Annotated in this window: 21 protein-coding genes; 8 read left to right on the top strand and 13 right to left on the bottom strand. The window is 69.7% G+C overall.

The genetic code is table 11. The features are described 5' to 3' along the window. Positions 1 to 332: transposase family protein (locus GA0070558_RS31835; RefSeq protein ID WP_141722402.1), on the top strand; the 332-nt coding region annotated here is incomplete at its 5' end. Positions 333 to 555: 223 nt separating this feature from the next. Here the strand turns inward: GA0070558_RS31835 and GA0070558_RS31830 are convergent. The 7 genes from GA0070558_RS31830 to GA0070558_RS31800 form a co-directional block, all read right to left on the bottom strand. Beyond that, positions 556 to 1,185: a DJ-1/PfpI family protein gene (locus GA0070558_RS31830; RefSeq protein WP_091287002.1), complete on the bottom strand. Its 630-nt coding sequence runs from the start codon at positions 1,183 to 1,185 to the stop codon at positions 556 to 558. Between the two features lies 1 nt (position 1,186). Next, positions 1,187 to 2,044 (bottom strand): AraC family transcriptional regulator, encoded by an 858-nt coding sequence (locus tag GA0070558_RS31825; RefSeq protein ID WP_091286999.1) that lies wholly within the window; start codon positions 2,042 to 2,044, stop codon positions 1,187 to 1,189. Continuing rightward, the gene (locus tag GA0070558_RS31820) at positions 2,041 to 2,829 is read right to left on the bottom strand and encodes an ABC transporter ATP-binding protein (RefSeq protein ID WP_091286996.1); all 789 of its coding nucleotides are present in this window, start codon (positions 2,827 to 2,829) and stop codon (positions 2,041 to 2,043) included. The genes GA0070558_RS31825 and GA0070558_RS31820 overlap by 4 nt, the downstream gene beginning before the upstream one ends. Then, a complete protein-coding gene (locus GA0070558_RS31815) occupies positions 2,826 to 3,818 on the bottom strand; it encodes a FecCD family ABC transporter permease (protein ID WP_218107158.1) in 993 nt (330 codons plus the stop codon). Before GA0070558_RS31815 ends, GA0070558_RS31820 begins: the two co-directional genes overlap by 4 nt. Before the next feature lie 64 nt (positions 3,819 to 3,882). After that, on the bottom strand, positions 3,883 to 4,881 hold the full coding sequence (locus GA0070558_RS31810; protein WP_218107157.1) for an ABC transporter substrate-binding protein: 999 nt from the start codon (positions 4,879 to 4,881) through the stop codon (positions 3,883 to 3,885). A 191-nt stretch (positions 4,882 to 5,072) separates the two neighbouring features. After that, positions 5,073 to 6,122 carry a GlxA family transcriptional regulator gene (locus GA0070558_RS31805; RefSeq protein ID WP_218107156.1) on the bottom strand — a complete coding sequence of 350 codons (1,050 nt, stop codon included), beginning with the start codon at positions 6,120 to 6,122 and terminating at the stop codon, positions 5,073 to 5,075. 273 nt (positions 6,123 to 6,395) lie between these two features. Continuing rightward, a complete protein-coding gene (locus tag GA0070558_RS31800; RefSeq protein WP_091286985.1) occupies positions 6,396 to 7,037 on the bottom strand; it encodes a class I SAM-dependent methyltransferase in 642 nt (213 codons plus the stop codon). A 604-nt stretch (positions 7,038 to 7,641) separates the two neighbouring features. Between GA0070558_RS31800 and GA0070558_RS31795 the strand changes: the two genes are divergently transcribed. From GA0070558_RS31795 to GA0070558_RS31775, 5 genes are all read left to right on the top strand, one after another. After that, positions 7,642 to 9,099 (top strand): ABC transporter substrate-binding protein, encoded by a 1,458-nt coding sequence (locus GA0070558_RS31795; RefSeq protein WP_176734475.1) that lies wholly within the window; start codon positions 7,642 to 7,644, stop codon positions 9,097 to 9,099. Continuing rightward, entirely contained in the window at positions 9,096 to 10,052 is a 957-nt protein-coding gene (locus tag GA0070558_RS31790) for an ABC transporter permease (protein ID WP_091286979.1), read from the top strand. The genes GA0070558_RS31795 and GA0070558_RS31790 overlap by 4 nt, the downstream gene beginning before the upstream one ends. Positions 10,053 to 10,117: 65 nt before the next feature. After that, on the top strand, positions 10,118 to 11,887 hold the full coding sequence (locus GA0070558_RS31785) for a dipeptide/oligopeptide/nickel ABC transporter permease/ATP-binding protein (RefSeq protein ID WP_176734474.1): 1,770 nt from the start codon (positions 10,118 to 10,120) through the stop codon (positions 11,885 to 11,887). Then, positions 11,880 to 12,827 carry an oligopeptide/dipeptide ABC transporter ATP-binding protein gene (locus tag GA0070558_RS31780; RefSeq protein ID WP_091286974.1) on the top strand — a complete coding sequence of 316 codons (948 nt, stop codon included), beginning with the start codon at positions 11,880 to 11,882 and terminating at the stop codon, positions 12,825 to 12,827. The genes GA0070558_RS31785 and GA0070558_RS31780 overlap by 8 nt, the downstream gene beginning before the upstream one ends. Then, complete coding sequence (locus GA0070558_RS31775) at positions 12,824 to 13,609, top strand: class I SAM-dependent methyltransferase (protein ID WP_091286971.1); 786 nt, start codon at positions 12,824 to 12,826, stop codon at positions 13,607 to 13,609. The genes GA0070558_RS31780 and GA0070558_RS31775 overlap by 4 nt, the downstream gene beginning before the upstream one ends. Positions 13,610 to 13,619: 10 nt before the next feature. Here the strand turns inward: GA0070558_RS31775 and GA0070558_RS31770 are convergent, their stop codons facing one another. The 4 genes from GA0070558_RS31770 to GA0070558_RS31755 are packed head-to-tail and all read right to left on the bottom strand — an operon-like array spanning position 13,620 to position 17,735. After that, the gene (locus GA0070558_RS31770; RefSeq protein WP_091286967.1) at positions 13,620 to 14,777 is read right to left on the bottom strand and encodes an acyl-CoA dehydrogenase family protein; all 1,158 of its coding nucleotides are present in this window, start codon (positions 14,775 to 14,777) and stop codon (positions 13,620 to 13,622) included. Then, positions 14,774 to 15,928 (bottom strand): MFS transporter, encoded by a 1,155-nt coding sequence (locus GA0070558_RS31765; RefSeq protein WP_218107155.1) that lies wholly within the window; start codon positions 15,926 to 15,928, stop codon positions 14,774 to 14,776. The genes GA0070558_RS31770 and GA0070558_RS31765 overlap by 4 nt, the downstream gene beginning before the upstream one ends. Before the next feature lie 29 nt (positions 15,929 to 15,957). Then, on the bottom strand, positions 15,958 to 16,701 hold the full coding sequence (locus GA0070558_RS31760; RefSeq protein ID WP_091286960.1) for a class I SAM-dependent methyltransferase: 744 nt from the start codon (positions 16,699 to 16,701) through the stop codon (positions 15,958 to 15,960). Next, entirely contained in the window at positions 16,698 to 17,735 is a 1,038-nt protein-coding gene (locus tag GA0070558_RS31755; protein ID WP_091286957.1) for an enolase C-terminal domain-like protein, read from the bottom strand. The genes GA0070558_RS31760 and GA0070558_RS31755 overlap by 4 nt, the downstream gene beginning before the upstream one ends. 101 nt (positions 17,736 to 17,836) lie before the next feature. On the opposite strand from GA0070558_RS31755, the gene GA0070558_RS31750 reads away from it, so the two are divergent. Then, entirely contained in the window at positions 17,837 to 18,574 is a 738-nt protein-coding gene (locus GA0070558_RS31750) for a class I SAM-dependent methyltransferase (RefSeq protein ID WP_091286954.1), read from the top strand. On the opposite strand, the gene GA0070558_RS31745 is transcribed toward GA0070558_RS31750, so the two are convergent. Next, the gene (locus GA0070558_RS31745; RefSeq protein ID WP_091286952.1) at positions 18,571 to 19,794 is read right to left on the bottom strand and encodes an ATP-grasp domain-containing protein; all 1,224 of its coding nucleotides are present in this window, start codon (positions 19,792 to 19,794) and stop codon (positions 18,571 to 18,573) included. The genes GA0070558_RS31750 and GA0070558_RS31745 overlap by 4 nt on opposite strands. A 170-nt stretch (positions 19,795 to 19,964) precedes the next feature. Here GA0070558_RS31745 and GA0070558_RS31740 point away from each other — a divergent pair, with 170 nt between their 5' ends. Then, the gene (locus GA0070558_RS31740; RefSeq protein WP_091286948.1) at positions 19,965 to 20,423 is read left to right on the top strand and encodes a pyridoxal-phosphate dependent enzyme; all 459 of its coding nucleotides are present in this window, start codon (positions 19,965 to 19,967) and stop codon (positions 20,421 to 20,423) included. 7 nt (positions 20,424 to 20,430) lie between these two features. On the opposite strand, the gene GA0070558_RS31735 is transcribed toward GA0070558_RS31740, so the two are convergent. After that, a partial coding sequence (locus GA0070558_RS31735) for a transposase family protein (protein WP_141722401.1) occupies positions 20,431 to 20,760 on the bottom strand: 330 nt, incomplete at its 5' end.

Below are 20,760 nucleotides of genomic sequence, written 5' to 3'. Positions count from 1 at the left end.
AGACGCTGGACATCACCGGCGCCCTGTACTGGGCAGCCTCCGAACTGCACCTACCGACCCTGGCCGACTCCGGCTACGAAGGCGCCGGCCAGGGCATCCACACCCCGTACAAGCAACCCGCCGACGGCCGACGCCTCGCGGTCGACAACCGCGCCTACAACGCCGTCCTTCGATCGATGCTGTGCCTCGGAGAACGCGGCTTCGCCATCCTGACCGGCCGCTGGCGCACGCTACGCCACAGCACCGCCAGCCCACGCAGCCTCGGCGACATCGTCCGTGCCGCCCTCCACCTCACCCACTACGAACACCGATACCTACCGAATTCTTGTTGAGATCACGTCACTGGGTCTTGCTGCCGGGATCAGCCCGGCAGCAAGACCTCCAACGCCGAGCTTGAGGGTCGCGCCAGGTGATGACGCTGTGGCGCTGCCATCGCCGGTGTCCTGCCTGGTCCGAACCGTGCCCCGCTCTCATTTTGCGTGACCAGTGACGGTGCGGTGGGTTACGCCGACGCCATCGGTGGTCTCGGCAGTCCCTGGTGCCGAGACGCATCGGTCATGGCGACAGCATCCGCTTGACCCGGTCCACCACGGGCGGTGGTGCGGTGTCCGTGCGACCCGCCTGGTACGGCGGCTCCGGGGCGTACTCGATGATCAGCTGCACGGTCTGTGCGGCCTCGTCACCCATGATCCGGCCGGCCAGGATCAGCGCCATGTCGATGCCTGCGGACACACCGGCCGCGGTCGCATAGTGGCCGTCGATCACGACCCGGTCCGTCACGGGAGTCACCCCGAACCCGGTGAGCATGTCGAGCCCGGCCCAGTGGGTCGTGGCCCGTCGGCCCGTCAGCAGTCCGGCGGCGGCCAGCGCGAACGCGCCGGTGCAGACGGACGTCGTCCACGTGGTGGTCCCGTCGACGGCCCGCAACCACTCAAGCAGCGGGCCGTCGTCGGCCATCTGGTCCTGCTGGCCCGCTCCGCCGCCGACCAGCACGATGTCCGGCTCGGACACGTCGGCGTACGTCACGACGGCGTCGACCGACAGGCTGCCCAGGTCGTTCACGACCAAGCCCGGACGCTCGGCGACGAACACGACCTCGGTGTCCGGCAGACGACCCAGAACCTCGTACGGCCCCAGGACGTCGAGCGCCGTGAAACCGGGATAGACGACGATGGCGACCTGCATGTCACGATCCGTCCGCGATGGCGAAGCGTTGCGGTGCCGCCCGGAACTGCTCCTGGCACCAGTCGCCGCAGAAGTGCCAGGTACGTCCGTCCAGGTCGAGGGTGGTCGGGGTGTCGGGGGCTACCGGCATCTGACAGACCGGACACACCGGCTGTTCCGGGTTTACCGCTGCGGGCTCGGTGAACTCGGCGTTGCTGTCGGGGTGCATCCAGCCCGTGCCCTGGTATTCGAGGTAGGTGGCGGTACGCTGCGCGACGGCGCGCCCGAAGTAGCGTTCGACGATCCGCAGGGCCAGGTCGGTGCCCGAGGTGAGCCCGCCTGCGGTGGCAAGCCGGCCGTCCTCGACGTAGCGGACCCCGGGGACCACGGTGAGGGCGGGAAACATGGCCTGGAGTGCCTGGTAGGCGCTGTGGTGAGCCGTTGCGGTCCGGCCGTCGAGGAGGCCCGCCTGGCCGAGCACGAACGATCCGTTGCAGACCGACATGGTCACTGCGGTGTCCTGATGGACACGCCGCAACCAGTCCAGCACCTCGGGGGCGAGCTTGCCGGTGTCCAGGGCCGGGACGACCACGATGTCCGGCGCAGGCACTGTTTCGACGTCGTGACCGGGCACGACGACCATGCCTCCGGAGATCGGGACAGGGTCCGTCGTGGCCGCCACCGTGGTCAGCGTGAACGGGGTGCGCCCGTCGTCGAGGCGGGCGTACTCGAACACGCCCCACGGGCCGGCGAAGTCGACCAGTTCCGCGTGGGACGAGAGGATGACGGCCACGGTGATGGTGCCGGTCGCAGGTGGTTCGAGGGGTGCGGTGAGCCTGGCGTCGGAAACCGGCTCGCCGGGCGGGCTCTGCATGGTCATCTGGGAAGCTCCCGTTCGGAACGCGGCGCCGCGAACACCAGGTGCGGCTGACCGGTGAGTGGGTGGGTGGTCGTCGCTCCCCGTACGCCGAAGACGTCGGCCAGGCGTTGCGGGGTGAGCACGGTGACGGGATCGTCGGCCGCGACGACCCGGCCGTGGTGCAGCAGCACGACGGCGTCGCAGTAGGACATCGCATGGTCGAGGTCGTGCAGGGCGGCGACGGTGGTGAGCCCGAGTTCGCGGATCAGCTCGAGTAGTTCCAGTTGTGCGCCGATGTCGAGGTGATTGGTCGGCTCGTCGAGCAGCAGGACCGGGGCGTTCTGGGCGAGGGCGCGGGCGAGCAGGACCCGCTGGCGTTCACCGCCGGACAACGTGACGAAGCGCCGGCCTTCGGCCCACTCGATGCGGGCGCGGGTCAGCGCCTCGTCGACGATGGCGCGGTCGGCCGTGCTCTCCCGTTCGAGTAGCCGCTGGTGCGGGATCCGCCCCATGGCGACGATGTCGCGGACGGCGTACTCGTTGTCGAGTTCCTGGTCCTGGGCCACCACCGCCCGCAACTGGCCGGCCCGGCGGGCGGGGACCCGCCAGACGTCGTGCTCACCGATGTGCACGGTGCCCTGCTGCGGCCGAATGATGCGGTAGAAGCAGCGCAGCAGCGTGCTCTTGCCGGATCCGTTCGGCCCGATCAGTCCGGTCACCCGGCCGTCGGCGGCGGTGAACGAGACGTCATCGAGGATGGTCGTGCCGTCGATGGTCACCGAGACCCCGGTCGCCGTGACCCTCATCGCACCGCCCCGGACTGGCTGCGCAGCAGCCACAGGAAGAAGGGCGCGCCGAGCACGGCGGTGAAGATGCCGATCGGCATCTCGTTCGGCCGGTCCAGGGTGCGCGACAACAGGTCGACGAGGATTAGGAAGACCGCCCCCAGCAGCAGCGACACCGGGATCACCCGGCGATGGTCGGGGCCGACCAGCAGCCGGACCGCGTGCGGCACCAGCAGGCCGACGAAGCCGATCCCACCCGCGACGCTGACGATCGTCGCGGTCAGCAGCGACGCCACCGCGAGTAGCCCCAGGCGCAGCCGGTTGACGTCTATCCCCAGCCCGGCGGCCGACGTCTCGCCCATCGTCAGCGCGTTCAACCGGCGGCCGTCGACCAGCAGCCAGAGCAGGCAGACCGCCAGGGCGACGGTGGGCGCAGGTAGGTCCGACCAGGACGCTGCCGCGACCGAGCCGAGCACCCAGAACAGGATGCCGCGCAGTTCGCCCGGGTTGGCCTGCAGTTGGATGTAGCTGGTAATGGCACTGCCCAGGTAGGCCACGGCCACTCCGGCCAGGATCAGCCGCCCCGGCGCGACCCGGCCGGCCCGCTGTGCCAGCCCCACGACCAGGGCGACGCTGACCACCGCACCGAGGAAGGCCGCGCCGGAGACACCCAGTCCGGCGATCGCCGCGGGCACGAAGCTCAGCGCCAGGGCGGCGCCGATGGAGGCGCCTCCCGAGATGCCGAGCAGGTAGGGATCGGCCAGCGGGTTGCGCACCAATGCCTGCAGGCAGACTCCGGCGATGCTGAGGCCCGCGCCGGCGACCCCTGCCAGCAGCACCCGGGGCGCGCGGAAGTCCCACACGATCTGGTCGTAGAGCAGGCTGCGCTCGGTGTCTCCCGGTGTGAGGTGTGCCCAGGTCACCGCGACCACGTCGCCCAGCGGCACCGGTACCGTGCCGACGGCGATCGCGACCGCCGCGGCCAGCACGACCGCGACGGTCAGGAGCACGATCAGCGGCGGGACGGCGCCATCGGGTACGAGGTGAGCACGGGCGGCTTCCGGGCGGGTACGGTCAGTTCGCGGCGCGGACGGCATCGCTGATCTTCTTCACGGCGACCGCGTTCAGCGGTCCGAGATAGAAGCTGTCGGAGACCGAGGTGTAGGTCTTGGTCTTCGACGCCGGCCACTGCGGATACTGCGCGAACAGCTGCTCCGCGAACTTCTTGGCGTCGTCGTCCGGCTGGTACAGGCCGATCACCAGCACCTCGACGTTCGCTGCGGCGAGGGCTTCGACGTTGAGTGCGGTGAGTTGCTGGTCGGTCAGGCCGCCGAACGCGTTGACACCTCCGGCTCGGATGATGATGTCGTCGAAGATGCCGCCGCCGAACACGGCAGGCACCTTGAGACCCATCGCTGACCCCATACTGGGGTAGGCGGCCAGCACCCGCTTGGGTGCCCCGGTCGGCGACGGGATGGCGGCCAGCGCCGTACGCGAGTCCTGCACGACCTGCGCCGCCTTGCCCTGGACGTCGAAGATGACCCCGAGCTGGTTCAGCAGGTCGTACGACGACTCGACCGACCGCTTCGCATACGCGGCCGTGTCCTGCGGTCGGGGCGAGGTCGCACCGTTGGCGCAGTTCGACGGGGACACGAAACTGTTGATACCGGCCTTACCGAGCTCGTCGCGGGTGATCGAGCCGATCTTGTCGTCGAACCCGCCAGCCCACGTCGAGATCACCAGATCCGGTGACTGGGCGATCACCTGCTCGCGGGGGACCTCGAAGTTCTTGTTCAGCTTCAGCCCACCGGTCGGGATGGCCTTGATCCGCTCGACCATCGACGGGTCGTCGGAGACGCCGTAGCTCTGGCTGTTGGCCACGATGGTTCCCTCGACACCGAGCGCGATCATCGACTCGACCTCCGCCACGGACGCGCCGTTGAGCAGCACGACCCGGCGGGGCGCCTGGGAGAACGTGACCTCACGGCCGCAGTTGTCGATCGTCAGCGGAAACGTTGTTCGGGGACCAACGGCGACCGACTCGTCAGCCGATGCGACCGGAGCCTCCGGCACCGTCGTCCCCGAGCAGGCGCCGAGCGCGACGACGAGGCCGATGGCCAGCGTGGTACGGACAATCCGATCTGGAACGAGAGTCACGTCGAGCTCACATCTCTGTCATGAAGCGTGTGCGGAAAGCTGAAGATGGCGCAAAAATATTCATTTCGCCATATGTCAGGAAGCTTAGAAGCGACCCGCGCTCACGCCTATGACGTACCGGCCAACAAATCTGCCATCGACGGAGATCTATCGGGGCTCATCGGCTCCTTCGCCGACGCGCGACGGTATTCGGTCGGCGAAATGTCGATTTCGCGCAGGAACGCCCGGCGCATCGCCTCCGCCGACCCATAGCCACAACGGTGAGCGATGCCGAGTACGCCATCCGTGGTGTCGGTCAGCATGCGCTTCGCGGCCTCCAGCCGGATCAGGTCCACGTACCGGCCCGGTGGCATCCCGACCTGTTCCCCGAAAGCCCGGGCGAACTGCCGTGGAGACAGCCCGGCACGCTCCGCCATCGCCGGAACGGACAGGTCGGCCGCCAGGTTCGCGGCGGCCCAGTACTGCACCTCGCGCAGCGGATCGGTCCGGGCGATCTGGGTCGAGAGCTGGACGCTGAGCTGGGCCTGATTGCCCGGCCGGCGCAGGTAGCACACCAGCAGCCGGGCGATGTCCAGCGCCACCGCACGGCCGAAGTCCTCCTCGACCAGCGCCATGGCCAGGTCGACCCCGGCTGTCGCCCCCGCCGACGTGGAGATCGTTCCGTCCCGGACGAAGATGGCGTCGGGGTCGAACGCCACCCGGGGAAACATCTCGGTCAGGTAACCGCATGCCTCCCAGTGGGTGGTGGCCCGGCGACCGTCCAGGAGACCGGCCTTGGCCAGCAGGTAGGCCCCGGTGCACACCGAAACCACCCGCGGAATGCCGGGAGCACGCTCGGCGAGCCAGGCGACGAGCCGGTCGTTGACGTCTCCCACGCCCGGCCCGCCCGGCACCACCAGCAGGTCCGGATCCTCGACGCCACCCAGGTCGCCGTCCGGGACGAGGCGCAGACCACCGGCGGCCCGGACCGCCCCACCATCGAGAGAGGCGGTCCGGATGACGTACGGCGGGGTGTCCGCGTCACCCACGAAGCGGGCAGCCGACGTGAACACGTCGACCGGACCGGCCACGTCGATCGGCTGCACCCCGTCGAACAGGATGACCAGCACCACCCGGGTACGCACCCCGGCGATCCCGGTGTCAGGAACGTCAGTCATCACCTCGGGTTGGTCGCGCCGTGGACGGCTTTAGTTCCCTGTTCCGACCTTCCACCAGCAGCGGAGCCGGTTCCTCGCCCACAAACCGCCAGCGTCAGCAGCGTGGAGCCAGCCGCACCCGGCGGCCCTGCTCATCACCGGCGACGACATGACCCGCCGGGTGACGCTCACCTCCGGCAACGCGGAACGCTCTCCCCGAACCGAATGACGCCCGTCGTGGGCCAGTTCGCGCGGGCCGAGCCGACGGCGGTCACCTTCGGAGCGAAGATCAGGTCAGTCCGTCCTGCGCAGGGCGATCACATTGTCGGTCACCTCGGCCGTCTGGCCACCCGGGCCGGTGGCCGTCCGATCGCGGGCCTCGCAGCAAAGCACATGCCAGGACGCGGAATCGAGGGCCAGACCGGCCAGGGTCTCGTCCGGGGTGGGAATCGTGGCCCCCTGGTTCCAGGACCACGGTGCTACTGAACCGTGGTCGACGATCAGCAGCAGGCCACCGGGGTTCACCTGCTCGCCGAGATCACGCAGGATGCGGGCCTTGGGGAAGTCGAAGAGGCTGTGCAGGTAATGGGCGCTCACCAGGTCCCAGGTGCCCCGGGGTAGGGAATCCGCCAGATCATGCCGTTCGGTATGAATCCTGTCGCTCAGTCGCTGCTGGGCGGCGCGTTCGTTCACCCGTTGCAGGGCGGCATCGGCGATGTCGACCGCGGTGACCTGCCAGCCGCGTTGGGCGAGCCACAGGCTGTCGCCGCCCTGGCCGCAGCCCAGGTCGAGAGCGGCACCCGGCGGAAGGTCACCGACCGTTGCGGCAAGGATCGGGTTGACGCGTACCTCCCACTGGGCGGCGGCCACCTGCCGGTGCAGACTCTCCCAGAACTCGGCCGGTGTTGCCGCGTCCGGGCGCTCGATGTACTTCATACGCTCACGTCCTCACGATCGATCGGGCTCGACCGGCATGGTGCCCCTTGTTCCGCGGCGCCGGCGAGAAAACTTGCCGGATCGGCAACGACCTTCGGAGGGACAACGAAGGCTCGGGCGCAGGGGTGCACGCTGAGATTGAGGTACGGCACCGTGACCGACTCGCCTCGCGGACACCGCGTCGCCGGATCGGAGCAGGTACCGGGCACCGGTTCAGCTATGGCGGGGCTGCGTGGGACAGAGCCGACAACGCCACACTCCCGCGCCCGGTCGGCATACCTCATCACCGGACTGGTCCGCCGATCCGGTCGCCGGCTCACCTCGGGAACTTTCGCTTGTCGTCAGACGACTATGTCTGCGAATCACCCCGGCCTCCTTCTCGAGGTAAGGGTGTCCGCCACCCACGGTCAGCGCAGATGCCACTCTGGAAGGGTCATTGATGCGTGTCGCTCGATATTCGAACGAAGGTTCCTCGTTGGTACGGCCCCGCCGGCCAGTCCGGGCGCTGGCCACACTGGCGGTGCTGACAGTTCTGGTGGCAGGTTGCACGGCCAGCGGATCCGGGGACACCGATCGAACCGCCGCGACCGGCGGCACGCTACGCGTGGCGAACGCGAACGAGTACGGCGACCAGGACCCGCACGACTACAACGGGGACTGGTTCATCGCCCCGATGGTCTTCGAGACGCTGGTGAAGTACGGACAGGGCGGTCGCCTAGAACCGGGCCTGGCCACGTCGTGGCAGGTCGCGGCGGACGGGCTCACGATCGACTTCGAGCTGCGGACCGGTGTGAAGTTCCACGACGACACGCCGTTCGACGCACAGGCGGCGAAGTGGAACCTCGATCGCTGGGTGGGCAAGGAGTCGCACTCCTGGCTGGCCGCCTCGAAGATCATCAAGGCCGTGGAGGTGCCTGGGCCGATGAAGCTGCGGCTGCGACTCGAACGCGCCTACGACCCGCTGCTGCAGGAGCTGACCTTCACCCGGCCCCCCGGCTTCATGAGCCCCAAGGCCGTCGACGCTTCCGGGAAGTTCACCAAGGCCATCGGTACCGGGCCATGGCGGCTGGAACAGATCACGACGACGGCCGCGAGCCTGGTCCGCAACGACGGCTACTGGGGCGCCAAACCGAAGATCGACCGGGTTGAGTTCAGCGTCAGAAAGGACTCGCAGACCCGCGTCTCCGCGCTTCGCGCGGGCGAGGTGGACATGCTCGGCGGCAGTTACCTGGCACCGATCTCGCCTACCGAGGCGGCCACCCTCGGCAAGGACGAGCGGGTCACGGTGCTGCACGGTGATCCGGACATCACCGTCATGCTCGGCTTCAACCTCAACGGCGTCGCGGGCGACAAGGCGATCCGCGAGGCGGTGCGGTACGCCCTGGACCGGGAGACCCTGACCAAGGTGCTCTACGCCGGGCAGGCCAAGGCCGCGACCACGCTGTTCGCGCCGGGAATCCCGGACGCGGGGGCACCGCAGAGCCTGCCCTTCGATCCCGACCAGGCCCGCCGGATTCTCGATGCGGCCGGGTGGCGCCAGGATGGGAAGGGCCGGGTCAAGGATGGCAAGCAGCTGGTCCTGTCCCTGCGGATCCCGTCGACGGCCGCCGTCGGCTGGCAGGACTCGCGGCTCAGCGCTCAGGCCGTCGCCTCGGCGCTGGCCGAGGTCGGGATCACGGTGAACATCGTCGCGGTCGACGAGGCCACGTTCTACGACGACCTGCACGCCGGCAAGTACGACCTCGCCTTCATGGAGACCTACGGCGCCCCTTACGACCCGTCGGGGTTCGTGGTCGGCTTCCTGACCGGCGACCGTAAAGATCCCGGTCTGTGGAAGACCGACGAGGTCGAACGGCTCGTCAACGGCGCGTTGTACGCCCGGGACGCCGCCACCCGCGCCAAGAACTACCAGGAGGCCTGGGCCGTGCTGAACCGGGAGGCCGCCTTCGTGCCGATCGCGTACCGGCCACGGGTGTGGGCCGTCGGCCCGGCGGTCAAGGGCTTCCAGGTGCCGCACACGGAGTATGACTTCGACCTGTCCACGGTGACGCTGCAACGATGAACGGTCTGCTCGTGCGTTGGACCCGGTGGTCGGCCCGGCTGGCCGCCGAGTTGGCGCTGGTTCTCGGAATCACGTCGCTGCTCGCGTTCGGGCTCATCGCGCTGGCTCCCGGTGACGCCGCCACCCGGCTCGCGCAGCAGCGGGCCGGGCACCCCGGCGTCACCGAGGACCAGGTCGCCTCGGCCCGGCGCGAGCTGGGAATGGAGGGCAGCGTCCCCGAACGTTACGTCCGTTGGCTCGGCCACGCCGTGCAGGGTGATCTCGGGAAGTCCGCGCGCACCGGCCGGCCGGTCCTGACCGAGCTGGCGGAACGAGTCCCGGTCACGCTGTCGCTGGCCGGGCTGACGGCGGTTGTGGCGTTGCCGCTGGGCCTTCTGGTCGGTGCGCTGGCTGCCATGCTGCCGTGGCGTCCGGCTCGGCGCGGCCTGCGGCTGACGGGCCTGCTCGCCGTCTCGTTGCCCACCTTCTGGGTCAGCTACCTGCTGGTCGTCGTACTCGCCGAGCAACTGGGTCTGCTGCCCACCTCCGCCGACGGCGGTCCCGCCGGATACGTGATGCCGTTGGTCGTCCTCGCCCTACCGGCTGTCGGCCTACTCAGCCGTGTGGTCGCTGTGTCACTGCGCGAGGCACTCGCCCAACCGTATGTACGCGCCGCGCAGGCGCGGGGCGCGACCACAGTGTCCATCGTCGTACGCGACGCGCTGCCCAACGTCGCCGGCGCCGTCCTCAACACGATCGGCCTGATCGTCGGAGGCATGCTCACCGGAGCCCTGGTGGTGGAGACCGTCTTCGCCCACAACGGTATCGGTGACTACTTCGTCCAGGCCGTGAACTTCCGCGACCTGATGGCGATCCAGGCGTGCGTGCTGTGCTTCGCGCTGGCCTTCACCGCGACCAACCGGCTGGCCGACCGGCTGCACGGCCGGATCGACCCGCGGGTGAGCGGCGGATGACGGCGTCGGGGGCGGGCCGCCGGCGTCGTACGGTCATCTGCGCACTGCCGTTGCTGGGTTTCGTCATGGCCGGGGCCCTGGCGCCGGTCATCGCTCCGTACGACCCGATCGCCAACGATCTGATGGCCAGCCTGGCGCGGCCGTCGGTGGAGCATCTGCTGGGCACCGACCAACTGGGCCGGGACCAGTTGTCCCGCCTGCTGTACGGTGCGCAGGCCTCGCTGATACTGGCCGCGGCGGTGCTCGCCGTGTCCGTCACCGTCGGGGTGGTGATCGGTGCCGCCGGCGGCTTCCTCGGCGGCTGGCCGGATCGCGTGGCGTTGTGGTTGATGGACGTGACGCTGACGCTGCCCTCACTGATCGTCGCGCTGGCCATCCTGGGCGTGCGCGGTCACGGCAGCGCCAACCTCGTTCTGGCCCTGTCCCTGACCGGTTGGCCGCCATTCGCCCGGTTGGCGCGCGGGCGGTTCGTCAGTCTCCGCCGCAGCGCCTACTTCGACGCGCTGCAGGTGCTCGGCGCTTCCCGGTTCCGGATCCTCTTTCAGCACGCGTTGCCCGCCCTGGCGGCACCGGTACTCGTCTACGCGAGCATCGAGATCGGTTTCATCGTGCTGTCGCTGGCGTTTCTCAGCTTTCTCGGTCTCGGTATCCCGCCGCCCGAACCGGAGTGGGGGCAGATGCTCATCGACGCCCGCCCGTATCTGGACTCCGCCCTGTGGCTCGCGTTGCCACCCGGCCTGGCCATCGCCGCCGTCGTCCTCGCCAGCAACCTGCTGGCCGAGCAGTTCGCCACCGACGACCTGCCGCTGGTACGGCTCGGGTTGCCGCGGCGGCGCGCGCGGATGAACGGCTCGACCGCCGGCCCGTACCGAGTCGAGGAACTCGCGGTCGCCTTCGCCGGACGGAAGGTGGTGGACGGTATCGGCTACCGCGTGGCCCCTGGAAGGGCGTTGGCGATCGTCGGGGAGAGCGGGAGCGGCAAGACGCTGTCCACCCTCGCCCCGCTCGGGCTGGTCGATGCCACCGCGCAGGTCAGCGGTCGCGCGGTCCTGGGCCAGGTCGACCTGCTCGGCGGCGGACCGGCGATCCGGGAGGCGGTGCGGGGGCGTCGGGTCGGTGTGGTGTTGCAGGACGCGCGGGGTGCGCTCAACCCGGTTCGGACGGTGGGCGCGCTGCTCGACGACGCGGTGCGGCACGCTGGTGGCGTCCCGCGCGGCCTAGAGCGCGCCCGATCGCTTGAGCTGTTGACGATGGCCGGTCTCCCGGAACCGGAGTCGCAGGTCTACGCGTACCCGCACTCGCTGTCCGGCGGCATGTGCCAGCGGGTGATGATCGCCCTGGCCCTGGCCGGAGAGCCGGAGATCCTGATCGCCGACGAACCGACCTCGGCGTTGGACGTCACAACCCAGGCCCAGATCCATGCTCTGCTGGCGGATCTGCGCGAATCCACCGGGATGGGGTTGATCCTCATCAGCCACGACATCGCGGCGGCCGCCCGGATCGCCGACGACATCGCGGTCTGCTACGCCGGCCGCATCGTGGAAAACGGGCCGGCAGCCGACGTCGTGAGCCGGCCCGACCATCCGTACACGCGCGGTCTGCTCGACGCGGTGCCATCACCCATGGCGGTGCCCGGAACCCGGTTCCGGACCCTTCCGCCCGCGGAGCCGGCCCGGCGCAAGGTGGGTGCCTGCGCGTTCGCGCCGCGCTGCGCACGTGCCGCGAAGCGATGTCACGTCGAGGAACCGCCGCTGGAACCGGTGGCGCCAGGGCACACCTCTGCCTGCTGGGTGCGTCCGACGGTGGCGCGGCCGATCGGGGACGAGGGTGCTTGAGCTGACCGCAGTACGAGTGGCGTTCCCGATCGCCGGCAGGCTCGTGCCGGTGGTCCGGGACGTCGACCTGAGTGTCCGCCCCGGCGAGCTGCTGGCGCTCGTGGGTGAGTCCGGTTGCGGCAAGTCGACAATCGCCCGGACCGTGGTGCGGCTCGAACGCCCGATCGCCGGCACGGTGTCTCTGGACGGCGCGGATGTCCACGCGCTACGTGGTGACGCCCTCCGGGCGTACCGGCAGGCGGTACAGATGGTCTTTCAAGATCCGTTCCAATCGCTGAGTCCGCGGCAGACGGTCGCCCGTGCGCTCGCCGAACCACTGCACATCCACCGCATCGGCTCTTGGGCGGCACGCCGCCGGCGGGTGGCGGAACTGCTCGAGCTGGTCGAGCTGGACCCGGGCCTCGCCGGGCGGCGGCCGCGTGAGCTCAGTGGTGGGCAGCGCCAACGCGTCGCGATCGCGCGCGCTCTCGCGGTGCGGCCCCGGCTGCTGATCTGCGACGAACCGGTCACGGCCCTCGACGCGCCCGTGCAGGCCACCGTCCTCAACCTGATCCGGGATTTGGTGGACAGGCTCGGGCTCGGCTGCCTGTTCATCGCGCATGACCTCGCCGTGGTGCGCCAACTCGCCGACCGGGTGGCCGTCATGTACCGGGGCCGAATCGTCGAGAGCGCACCCACGCTGCGCCTGATGGATGCCGCTCGGCACCCATACACGCAGGCGTTGCTTGCGGCCGTCCCACGCCTCGACGCGGACCCTTCGCCGGCCCCTACGCTGCGCGGGGAGATGCCCGGCCCGCTCGCCAGCATCGACGGGTGTGCCTTCAACCCGCGTTGCCCGCAGGCGTTCGACCGGTGCGAAGCCGAACGCCCGCAAATGATCGTCGGGCCCTGTCCCGACGAGTCCGTCGCCTGTCACCGACAGAATCAGGAGCTAGCATGATCGACCAGACGATCGCGCAGGCCTCGTTCGCCGAGCTGCTGCGCCGTTGGGATGTCCAGCAGGACATCTACATCGAGCAACGCGAGCGGGTGTTCACCGTGATGTTCGACGTCCTGGAGCAGTTCTGCCGGCAGCCCGGCCTGACGGTGCTCGATCTCGCCTGCGGTCCCGGCGCCATCAGCGAACGCTTTCTCCGCCGCTTTCCCGAGGGCCGCGCGGTGGCGCTTGACACCGATCCGGTGCTGCTCGCCATCGGCGAGGGCGGGCTCGGCGACCAGGGCGGGCGGCTGCGTTGGGTCCGGGCTGACCTCCGCGATCCGTCGTGGTCGGAGCGGCTCGGCCCTGAGTCCGGGGAGGGCTCGTTCGATGCGGTTCTGTCCAGCACGGCGCTGCACTGGCTCACGCCGCCCGCGTTGACGGCGGTGTACCGTACCGCGGCGGGGTTGCTCCGCCCGGGTGGCGTCCTGGTCAACGCCGACTACCTACCCCTATCTGCGGGCAGCCGCCTCCGGGCGGCCTGCGAGGCCATCGACCGGGGGCGCCAGCAGCATGCGATCGAGGCCGGCGCCGAGCCGTGGGAGGACTGGTGGGCGGCCGTCGAAGCGCACCCGGCGCTGGCCGACGCCGTCGCCGAGCGGCAGACGCTGTGGCCAGAAGGGGCCCGTGACTGGACGGGCGCCACGCTCGACTATCACCAGGCAGCCCTCGTGGAGGCCGGGCTGACCGAGGTCGGCGTGATCTGGCAGGATCTCGAAGAGCGGGTCCTGGTCGCGATCCGCTGAGCAACGGATCTCAGCTGTACGCCGAGGTCGGTGGCGTGTTGCCGGTGAGCAGGTGCGTGCCGAGTTCCCGGGCCTTGTACGCGACTGGATCGTGGACGGTGAGCGTTCGGGCGTCACGCCAGAAGCGGTCCAGTCCGGATGAGCGTGTCGTGGCGCGAGCCCCGGTCAGTTCGAAGATCCGGCTCGTTGCCTCCATCGCGAGGCGGGTGGCTACGACCTTCGCGGCCGAGACCGTCAGCGCGGTCCGGCCACGTTCGGCCGGGGTCAGGTCGAGGCCCCGCCGGTCGGCCTTGGCGAGGGCGCGGGTCGCGTCGTCGGCCAGCAATCGCGCCGCGTGGAGGCGCGCGGCGAGTTCGCCGTATCCGGCGAGCACGTGTGGGTCGTCGACGGCCCTGGCCAGCCCGCTGGCTGGCCAGGGCCGGGACTGCTCCCGCGTGTAGCGGGCAGCCTCGTCCAGCGCTCCCTCGGTGACGCCGACGAGTACCTGGGTGAGCACTGTTTGGAAGGCGAGGGAGACGAGCGACAGTTGCTGCCATCTCGGGCTCGTCTCGTCCTCACCGGGCGGGAAGGTGCCCAGCACGTCGGCGGGGCCGGCCGTGACATCCCGCAGGACGATGCTGCCGCTGGCCGTCAAGCGCTGACCCAGGTTGTCCCAGTCCGGCGGATGCGAGAGCCCGTCCGCGTCACCGGGTACTACCACCACGATGCGGGACGCCTGGTCGTCGCGGATCGCGCCGACCAGGATCCGGTCAGCGACCGCACATCCGGTGGCGAACGCACCCCGGCCGGAGACCGTGAACGTGTCTCCGGTCGTGGTCGCCACGATGGTGTCGCGCGGGTTGCTGACGGACGCCACGAAGAGCCCTTCGGCTCTGACGTCTTGTCGCAGTCGGCGGGCCAGGTCGGCGTTGTCGTACAGGCGAGCGCGCCAGAGGTGTGTGTAGTGGTAGCCGAGGAGGTGTCCGATCGAGGCGTCGGACGCCGCGACGATGCGGGTGACGAGGTGCGTCGTCTCGAGGTCGTCGGGATCGGCCGCGAGCAGACCGCTGCCGCGTAGCAGCTGGATCTCGGCCCGCGGCGGTCGGTTGGCGCGCTCGCGCGCGACCACATCTTCGCGCAGGCGCCCCGCGACGGCGCGGGCCGCGGCGACGGCGTCGGCCGGGGTCATCGGGGACCCACCGGTGCGGTCGCGGGGTGCCGAAGCCTCCGGTACACCAGTACGACCAGGATCGGCAGCAGCACACACTGGGCGGCCACGGCCAGCCATAGCCCGGGCAGGTGGCCGGCGGTCTCGAACGCCTGGTAGACGACGCCGCCGACGACACCGCTGAGGAGCGCGCCGACGCCTTCGGCGAGCCGCTGGTGCCCGAAGACCACCGCCGCCGAGCGGGGGGTGACGGCGAGCGCCTCGAGGACGTTCTTGAGGAAGAGTATCGAGTTGCCCACGCCGAGAGCGACGACGCCGGCGGCGATCGTGAGTTCGTGCCCGCCGGCGAACGCGGTCATGCCGATGGCCAGGCCACCGAACCCGATCGTCATCGCCTGGGTGTACCGCATCTGCTCGACCCGCCCGGCCAAGAGTGGTTGCAGCACGACCAGCAGCAGCGAATAGCCCATCATGGCCGATCCGTAGAACACCGTGGGCACCCTTCCTTCCGCAAAGGACGCGAGATACTGGTAGAAGTACAGGTGGAGGTAGATGGTCAGGGCAGTCACCGTGAACGGCAGAACCGCCAGCCCGCTCAGGGCACGGTGCAGCGGCTCGACGGCCCGGGCATGGCCACGGGAATCTTGCGGCAGGAACGCGTGTCCGATCGTCAGTGCGGCATGCAGGGTGGCCGCGGCGGCGAACATCGCCCCCGGGTCGTTGATGAACAGCGCACCTACCACCGGCCCGAGGGCGATCCCGGCGTTGCCGGTGGCGTAGCTCGCCGACACCAGCCGCGGCTGCTCGTCCGGGCCCGCGCCGTGCACCGTGTAGGCGCGGACCGCGGGCGAGTACAGCGCGGTGGCCGCCGACCGGATCATCAGCGCCAGGACTGTCACCGGCGGCCATATCTCGCCAGCGAGCAGTCCCAGCGAACCGAGCGTCTGCAGCGCCATGGCCAGCAGCAGCGAACGCCGCAGGCCGAGGTGCTCCGCCAGCACCGCGCCCGGCGCTCCGCCGGCGAACTGCACGAATGCCGTCAGCCCCAGGACGACGCCGACCTGATCCATGCTGAGGCCCATCCGATGCCGCAGCAGGATCGCCAGGTACGGGTAGACGGAGAAGCCGATCAGGTTGACGAGCAGCCCGCTGCCGAGCAGGGCGATCCGCACCCCGGTAAACGAGCCGAGTGCGGCGGGTCTCACCCGCTTCCCTTGCTGCCCCGGATGATCAGGCGGGTCGCGTTGGCGTCGTAGGGGCCGCCGTCCAGATTGCCGAAGCACTCGATCTTCCCGAATCCTGCCTCCGCGAACATGGCGCGCAGTTCGGCGGCGCTGTAGACGTAGCAGGTGAGGGAGGTGTGCGCGGCGGTGTCGCCCCGCACCAGCGTCCAGTCGGTTCGGTAGCGGGTCCAGTCGTCCAGAATCGTGTCGCGCATCACCACCATGCCGCCGGGCACGTCGACGATCTTCGGTGGTCCGACCCACGACGCGTATGTCTCCTTGCTCAGCAGATCGACGAGCAGCTGGCCGCCTGGAGCGAGGGAACGGTGGGCGTTGTGCAGCACCCGCATGTTGTCCTCGTGGTCGTCGAAGTAGCCGAAGGAGGTGTACATGTTCACCACGACGTCGTACGCATCCGGCACCCCGTACTCGCGAACGTCCGCTCGCACGAAGGACGCCGTCGCGCCGGCGTCGGCGCACGCGGCCGCCGCGCGTTCGAGCAACTCGGGGTGCAGATCCACGCCGGTCACCTGGTAGCCACGGCGAGCCAGCGGCGCGGTGAAGAACCCCGTGCCGCAGCACTGGTCGAGCACGCGGCTTGCGGGAGCGAACGCGAGCAGGGGTGAGGTGGCGACCGCATCGGCGGCGGCCCGCGCACGCTCGGGTGTGAAGAGCACCTCCGAGAAGCCGGACCACAGGTTCATGTCCTCGTACCAGTTCACCGTCGGCTCCGTTTCTGGTTGGTCGCGGGCGCCACCCCGAGTCCGGGTCCGTCGCCCAGGACGATCCACCCGCCCTCGAGTCCGAGCCCGCGGAAGGGTTGATCGCGGAGGTAGAGGTGCCCGTCAAGGTCGATGTGGTCGGCCAGCGGGGCGAGCAGCGCGGCCTGGCTGATGGCGAGTTCCGACTCGCACATGCAGCTGAGCAGCACCGTGAGCCCGGCCTGCCGGGCGGCTGTCATGACCCGTCGTGCGGCGCGGACGCCGCCCGCCTTGCACAGCTTGACGACGATGCCGTCGGAGTGTTCCAGAGCGGCGTGGACGCTGGCCACATCGGTGCATCCTTCGTCCAGGACGATCGGGAGCCGGTCGGGAACCTCTCGGTAGCGGACGTAGTCATCGATGCGGCTACGTGGGAAGGGCTGCTCGACGAGGTGGACGCCGAGCGCGCGCAGACGTGGCGTGAGGGCGCGCGCAGTGCTGAGGTCCCACGCCTCATTCGCGTCGATCCGGATCGGCAGCGGTGTCACCTGCCGGATGGCGTCGAGGACATCGATGTCGTCGGGGCCACCGACCTTCACCTTGAACGCACCCACCTGCGGTGCGTTGCGGACGGCAGTAGCGGCCTCGGCCGGACTCGCGATCCCGATCGTGTACACCGTCGGCCCGATCCGGCGGGACGCGGCGAGGATCTGCCAGGTCGGCCGTCGGCTGACCTTGCCGATCCAGTCGTGCAGCGCGCCGTCCAAGGCCATCCGGGCGCCTGCCGGCGCGTCCCAGGCGTCGACACGTTCGAGCGCCGCCTGCGGGTCGGTCAGGTCGGGACCGAGCAGGGCAGGGCCGTCGGCCTCGACGGCCCGTGCGACATCGTCCGCGGTGACCCCGTCGTACTCGATCGGCGTGCCCTCACCGTAGGCAACGATGCCGGCATGGGTGACGGTGACCATGCAGGTGTCCACGGCGTTGATCTCGCCGCGGGAGCTTCGCACGGTCTCGGTCAGCCGCAGCGAAACACGCTCGACGGACAGGTTCAGCATGACATGCCTCTCTCCGATCGTCGGACGCGCCGGAACCGATCGGGCACCGGCAACGACATATACAAGAAGGTGAATCTGAATGGTGACGGAGGGAACGGCAAATGGAGTGGTTCGAGGACGAGTCGATGTGGACCGAGTTCTCGGCGGTGTTTTTCTCGCCCGAACGTGCCGCGGAGGCCGAGACGACGGTAGCCTCGTCGCCGCTGCTGCGACTGCCGCCCGGCACCAGGGTCCTCGACCTGGGATGCGGGCCGGGCACGTACACGATCCCGCTGGCCCGCCGCGGCGCGCGGGTGACCGGGGTGGACCTGAGCGCAGCGCTGCTCGATCGCGCCGCGACGGCAGCGGTCGAGGCCGGAGTCGACGTGCGGCTGCTGCGGGCGGACATGCGCCAATTCGTCGAGGCCGGCCAGTTCGACCTGATGATCAGCATGTACACGTCGTTCGGCCTGTTCGACGACCACGACGAGAACATGCAGGTGCTGCGCAACGCGCTCACCAGCCTCGCACCCGGCGGCCGGCTCCTCATCGACCTGTACGGCAAGGAGATCGCGGCCCGAGACGGGGCCGCGCCGATCATCTCCGACGTCGATGGAGGCACGCTGATCGTACGCGGCACCGTCCTGGATGACTGGACCCGTTTCCGGGACGACTTCTACCTCGTCCGCGGCGGCCGGGCCCGGCGGGCTTCCATCACGCATCACCTCTACAGTGCCGCCGAGCTCAAGCGGATGCTTACCACAGCGGGCTTCACCGGCGTCGAGTGTTTCGGCGGATTCGATGCCGAGCCCTTCGACAACCACGCCCGACGGCTCATCGTGCGCGGCACCCGGCCCTAGCACCCGGGGCGGGTCTCGACACGCACCGCACCCGCCGCGGCCACGGCGCGGTGCGTGGCGATCTCCGCGGTCGGCCCCTCGGCCAACAGGATCCCCACGTAGCCGCGCCCGTCGTTGAGGTGCTCGATGGAGGCGCCGACCGCCCTGGTCGGGTACCACTCGGGTCGACCGGGATAGCGGGCGAGGTCGTCGAGGCCGTGCACGGCGACGAGGTCGCCGGGCCTGTCCGGATACGCCAGCACGAACGCCACAGCCGGTCCACCGCCCATCGGCATGTCGAGCAGCCGCGGGCGGCGGCCGAGCGCGAGGTCCACCAGTCCCCCGTAGACATTCACATCCAGGGCCCGGCACATCGACTCGCCCACGAGCGCACCGCCGATCCGCGGATTCACCTCGATCAGACGCGGCCCGTCGGCGGTCATGGCCAACTCGACATGGGCGAACCGATCGGTGTAGCCGAGGACCGCCAGCACGTCACCGAGCCAATCCTCGATCGCCCGGAACTCGTCGGGCGGCAACGCCACCGGAAACGCGGTCACGTCCTCCCGGAACCAGGGTTGCGGCGACATAAGGCGGCTCGACATCCCCAGCATGCGAGTGCGACCGGCCCAGGTCACGGTCTCGGCACTGTAGACCGGACCGGCGAGGAACGGCTCCGCGAACAGCCGCCCGAACAGCGTCGCGCCGGCGGCCTGCCGGTGCAGGCGGGCGAGGTCGTCGGCGTCGCGGACGAGCCACACGTTCCGGCTGCTGGTACCGGCTGTGTCCTTGACAACGGCCGGCAGGCCGACGGCTGCCTCCAGTTCGTCGAGCGACAGCGAGGCCACGTCGTCCACGGCGAACGCCGGGAACGGGCTCAGCCTATTGCCGTGGAGCAGGTCCCGGACGCGTGACTTGTCGCGCGCCAGCCGGATGACCGCCGGGTCGATACCCGGCAGACCGAGCTCGACGGCGAGTTCGGCACCGGTCACGCCCCACGTGTCAGTAGAGCTGATTAGACCCCGGAGGTCCTCGATCGCCCGCAGCGCCTGGAAGACCGCCTCACGATCGTTCGTGTCCACGGCAACGACCTGGATCGCCTCCGGCGGCAGCTTCGCGAGTTCATGCAGGTACAGCTCCTCGACACCGGTCAGCAGCACGATCCGCTCGCCGGCAGCCCGGGCGGCATGCACGAGGTGGGCAAGCCCGAAGGAGAGCATCTCGAGGCAGGCAATCGTCACGGTGTATATGTCGTCCCGTCGGCCCGAAGAGTTCCCGCCCCATCACATCGATCGACGTGGAACTAATGCGGCCGCCGGCACGACTTACCATCCGACGCGGACATGCGTCGACTTCAATGCGCTTGAAGTGTCTCCGCCATCCACCGGCTTCAACCCAGGGACGACCGCCGATGCCACTGCCGAACCCGCCCGACGTGCCAACGACCGTGCACAGCCACATCACCGACGCGATCCGGGCTCCCAGCCTGATCAGGCTATCGGACAACGTCGTGCTGCTGCGGTTCGAGACCTTGAAGATCTACGCCGCGCTCGGCGCCGTCCGGGCCCTGCTCGCCGACGGCACAATACGGCCCGGCGACACCCTCGTCGACAGCTCGAGCGGCATCTACGCACTGGCACTGGCGATGGTCTGCCACCGCTACGACCTACGGTGCCACATCATCGCCTCCACCACGGTCACACCTACCATCCGGGCCCAGCTGGAGATCCTCGGTGCCACCGTCGACCAGATGCCGGCCGAGCACGATCTGCGGCTCGACCAGAACCGGCGAGTCGAGCGGGTACGCCAGCTGCTGCGCGCCAATCCCGGCATGCACTGGATGCGCCAGTACCACGATCCGGTCCACTGACGTGATCTCAACAAGAATTCGGTAGGTATCGGTGTTCGTAGTGGGTGAGGTGGAGGGCGGCACGGACGATGTCGCCGAGGCTGCGTGGGCTGGCGGTGCTGTGGCGTAGCGTGCGCCAGCGGCCGGTCAGGATGGCGAAGCCGCGTTCTCCGAGGCACCGCATCGATCGAAGGACGGCGTTGTAGGCGCGGTTGTCGACCGCGAGGCGACGGCCGTCGGCGGGTTGCTTGTACGGGGTGTGGATGCCCTGGCCGGCGCCTTCGTAGCCGGAGTCGGCCAGGGTGGGTAGATGCAGTTCGGAGGCTGCCCAGTACAGGGCGCCGGTGACGTCCAACTG

Source organism: Micromonospora haikouensis (assembly GCF_900091595.1).
Taxonomy (GTDB): domain Bacteria; phylum Actinomycetota; class Actinomycetes; order Mycobacteriales; family Micromonosporaceae; genus Micromonospora; species Micromonospora haikouensis.
Note: the sequence above shows the minus strand (reverse complement) of the source record. Positions and strands in the feature narration are given on the sequence as shown.